Below are 2872 nucleotides of genomic sequence, written 5' to 3'. Positions count from 1 at the left end.
ACAATCTCATCCAGATCACCTGTTGGACAACTGACTCGCCGCAGCGGAGAGTTGCCGATATGGACTACACACGCACCATCGGCACCATGCAGGTCTCGGCGATCGGCCTCGGCGGAATGCCCATGTCGATCGAGGGCCGGCCCGACCGCGAGCGCTCGATCAGGACCATCCACGCGGCGCTCGACGAGGGCGTCACGTTCATCGACACCGCGGACTCGTACCACCTGCACGCGGACGATGTCGGCCACAACGAGGAGCTCATCGCGGAGGCGCTGCGGACCTGGGGCGGCGACACCTCATCCGTTCTCGTGGCCACGAAAGGCGGCCACCTGCGCCCGGGCGACGGCTCCTGGACGCAGAACGGACAGCCGGAGTACCTCAAGGAGGCCGCCGTGGCCTCCCTGCGCCGGCTCGGCGGGGACGCGATCGGGCTGTACCAGTTCCACCGTCCCGACCCCCGGGTGCCGTTCGCGGAGTCGGTCGGCGCGGTCCGCGATCTGCTCGATGACGGCGTCATCCGGATGGCCGGGATCTCGAACGCGAACCCGCAGCAGATCCGGGAGGCCCAGGACATCCTCGGCGGACGACTTGCCTCGGTTCAGAACGAGTTCTCGCCCGCCTTCCGTTCGAGTGAGCCGGAGCTGCGGCTGGCCGACGAGCTCGGCATCGCCTTCCTCCCCTGGAGCCCGCTCGGCGGCATCTCGTCGGCGCGCACGCTCGGCAGTCGCTTCGAGCCGTTCCAGGAGGTCGCAGCTGCGCGCGGGATCAGCCCCCAGGTCGTCGCGCTCGCCTGGCACCTCGCACAGAGCCCGAAGGTCATCCCGATCCCCGGATCGTCGCGCCCCGAGACCATCCGCGACTCGGTGACCGCCGTGGAGGTGGAGCTCACCCCCGAGGAGCTCACGCGACTGAACGCGGCCTGACCCCGACCGCGCGAACGCCCGGGTCCGTCAGGCCGGGTCGAGCTGCGTGAGGAACGCGGCGGCGGCGGGGCTCGGCTGGTCGGCGACCGCGACGGCCACGGTCCACGCCGGAGCGCCCTGCAGGCGGACAGCCCGCAGGGCGTCCGGCCGCTTCAAGGCGAAGCTGGCGGGAACGACGGCGACGCCGAGGTTGTAGCCGACCAGGTCGAGGAGCGGGTGCACGTCGTTCACCTCCATCGCGGCGCGGTAGTCGAACCCGGCCGCCGCGAAGGCGCGACGGGTGAGCGCTTGAGCTCCCCATCCCTCCTGGAATCCCACCAGCGGCTCGGTGCGCAGGTCGTCGAGCGGGATACTGTCCTCCGCCGCGAAGCGGTGCTCCGGGTGGCAGAGCACGAGCATGTCCTGCGTGCTCAGCCGGCGGAGGCGCACACCCGCGTGCGTGTGCCCGGTGTCGACCACCAGGGCGACGTCGGCGCGACCCCCGGCGACGTCATCCACCAGCTCCTCCGAGCCGGAGTAGCGCAGGCGCACCTCGACTCCGGGATTGGCGGTACGGAAGGCGGCCAGCTCGGCGGGCAGGTCGACGGAGCCGAGGCACGGCTCCGCGCCGATCGTCAGCCGGCCCCGCACCAGGCCGCGGACGGCGGCGACCGCATCCCGGGCGGCAGCCGCGCTGGCGAGCGTGCGGACCGAGTCGGCGAGCAGGGCCTGCCCTGCGGCCGTCAGCTCCACCCTCCGCGTGCTTCGGACGAACAGGGAGGTGCCCAGTTCGAGCTCGAGAGAGCGGATGGAGGCGGACAGCCCCGACTGCGAGATGCGGAGCAACTCCGCCGCGCGCGTGAAGTGCCGCTCCTCGGCGACGGTGACGAAGTGCTCCAGCTGACGCAGTTCCATTCAGCGATCGTACTGCTCAATCGGGACGTACCCACAACTCATCTGGATGCCGAGAGAAGTGCCAGGCCGGGAACACCGAGCGCTACTTCGACGCACCGCGGAAGAAGATCGACCAGGTCCACCATCGGCTGCAGTTTGAGATGGCGTCGATCACCGGGTTCGGGTACGAGACGTACTTCCTCACCGTCGCCGACGTGGCCACGTTGTTCCGGGAGATGGGGATGCGGCATCAGGCCCGGGGATCCGGCGTCGCGTCGCTGGTGAACTACCTGCTGCGGGTGGGGATGCCTGCAGTTCCTTGGAGAAGTATCCGGAGCGTGCCACTCTGGCCGTCAGCTCCACGTGCTCGCGGATAGCCTCCTGCGTCATCGGTCGCCGCTCGACCAGAGCGGTGTAGTAGATCGGGGCGAGGAGCTGAAGATGCAGGAGGCCGGAGTCAGTGTCTTCGCTCAGCTCGCCTCGAGCAATCGCGTGTTCCACGGCCGCTTGAACAGCCGCGAGGCGTTGCGCCCGCCAGCGGCTGAAGGCAACCTGCAATTCGTCCGCATCGAACTCACCGGCGATGTACGCGCGCAGGATCGAGGATCCTGGATTGGTGGTGATGGTGGTGCTGATCGCGGTCGCGACGTGCATAAGAGCCGATTCGATCGATGACGACGGGTCCGGGATGGCAACCAACTCGCCGCCGACGGCTACCACGGCGTCAAGCACGAGCCGCTCCTTGGTCGACCACCGTCGGTACAAAGTGGATCGCGCAACCCCCGCACGTGAAGCGATGGAGTCGATGGTGACTGCCGCGTAAGGTCCGGCCGCTAGCTCAGCAAGAGTCGCCTGATATACGGCTTCGGCGACACGAGCCGCTCGACCCCCCGGACGAATCATCACCTTGTCTGCCATGCCGCCACAGTACTTCTAACGATCACTGCGCGTGCCCGTTCGCGGCTGAGGAGCATCTTTTAGCCACCACAATCGCTACACGGTGTAGCATTAGAGGCAGTGAAGCAAGGCACTCGCGCATCAAGCGAAGGAGGCGACATGGCATCCTCAAACCCTCG

At 68.3% G+C, this 2872-nt stretch carries 3 protein-coding genes and 1 pseudogene; 2 read left to right on the top strand and 2 right to left on the bottom strand.

All coding sequences use genetic code 11. The features are described 5' to 3' along the window. The first annotated feature begins 59 nt into the window (after positions 1–59). Positions 60–923: an aldo/keto reductase gene (locus ACPYOG_RS19005; protein WP_481295699.1), complete on the top strand. Its 864-nt coding sequence runs from the start codon at positions 60–62 to the stop codon at positions 921–923. A 27-nt stretch (positions 924–950) separates the two neighbouring features. On the opposite strand, the gene ACPYOG_RS19000 is transcribed toward ACPYOG_RS19005, so the two are convergent. Beyond that, positions 951–1817, bottom strand: coding sequence for a LysR family transcriptional regulator (locus tag ACPYOG_RS19000; RefSeq protein WP_481295698.1), 867 nt, complete (start codon positions 1815–1817; stop codon positions 951–953). A 107-nt stretch (positions 1818–1924) separates the two neighbouring features. Between ACPYOG_RS19000 and ACPYOG_RS18995 the strand changes: the two are divergent. Continuing rightward, positions 1925–2038: pseudogene (locus tag ACPYOG_RS18995) on the top strand (hypothetical protein); the annotation flags it as partial. On the opposite strand, the gene ACPYOG_RS18990 reads toward ACPYOG_RS18995, so the two are convergent. Then, positions 1998–2699 (bottom strand): TetR/AcrR family transcriptional regulator, encoded by a 702-nt coding sequence (locus ACPYOG_RS18990; RefSeq protein WP_481295700.1) that lies wholly within the window; start codon positions 2697–2699, stop codon positions 1998–2000. The pseudogene ACPYOG_RS18995 and the gene ACPYOG_RS18990 overlap by 41 nt on opposite strands. Between the last annotated feature and the right edge of the window lie 173 nt (positions 2700–2872).

It is taken from the genome of Leifsonia sp. HAY1-4F, assembly GCF_056755275.1.
This window is presented reverse-complemented; position numbering and strand designations above follow the sequence as displayed.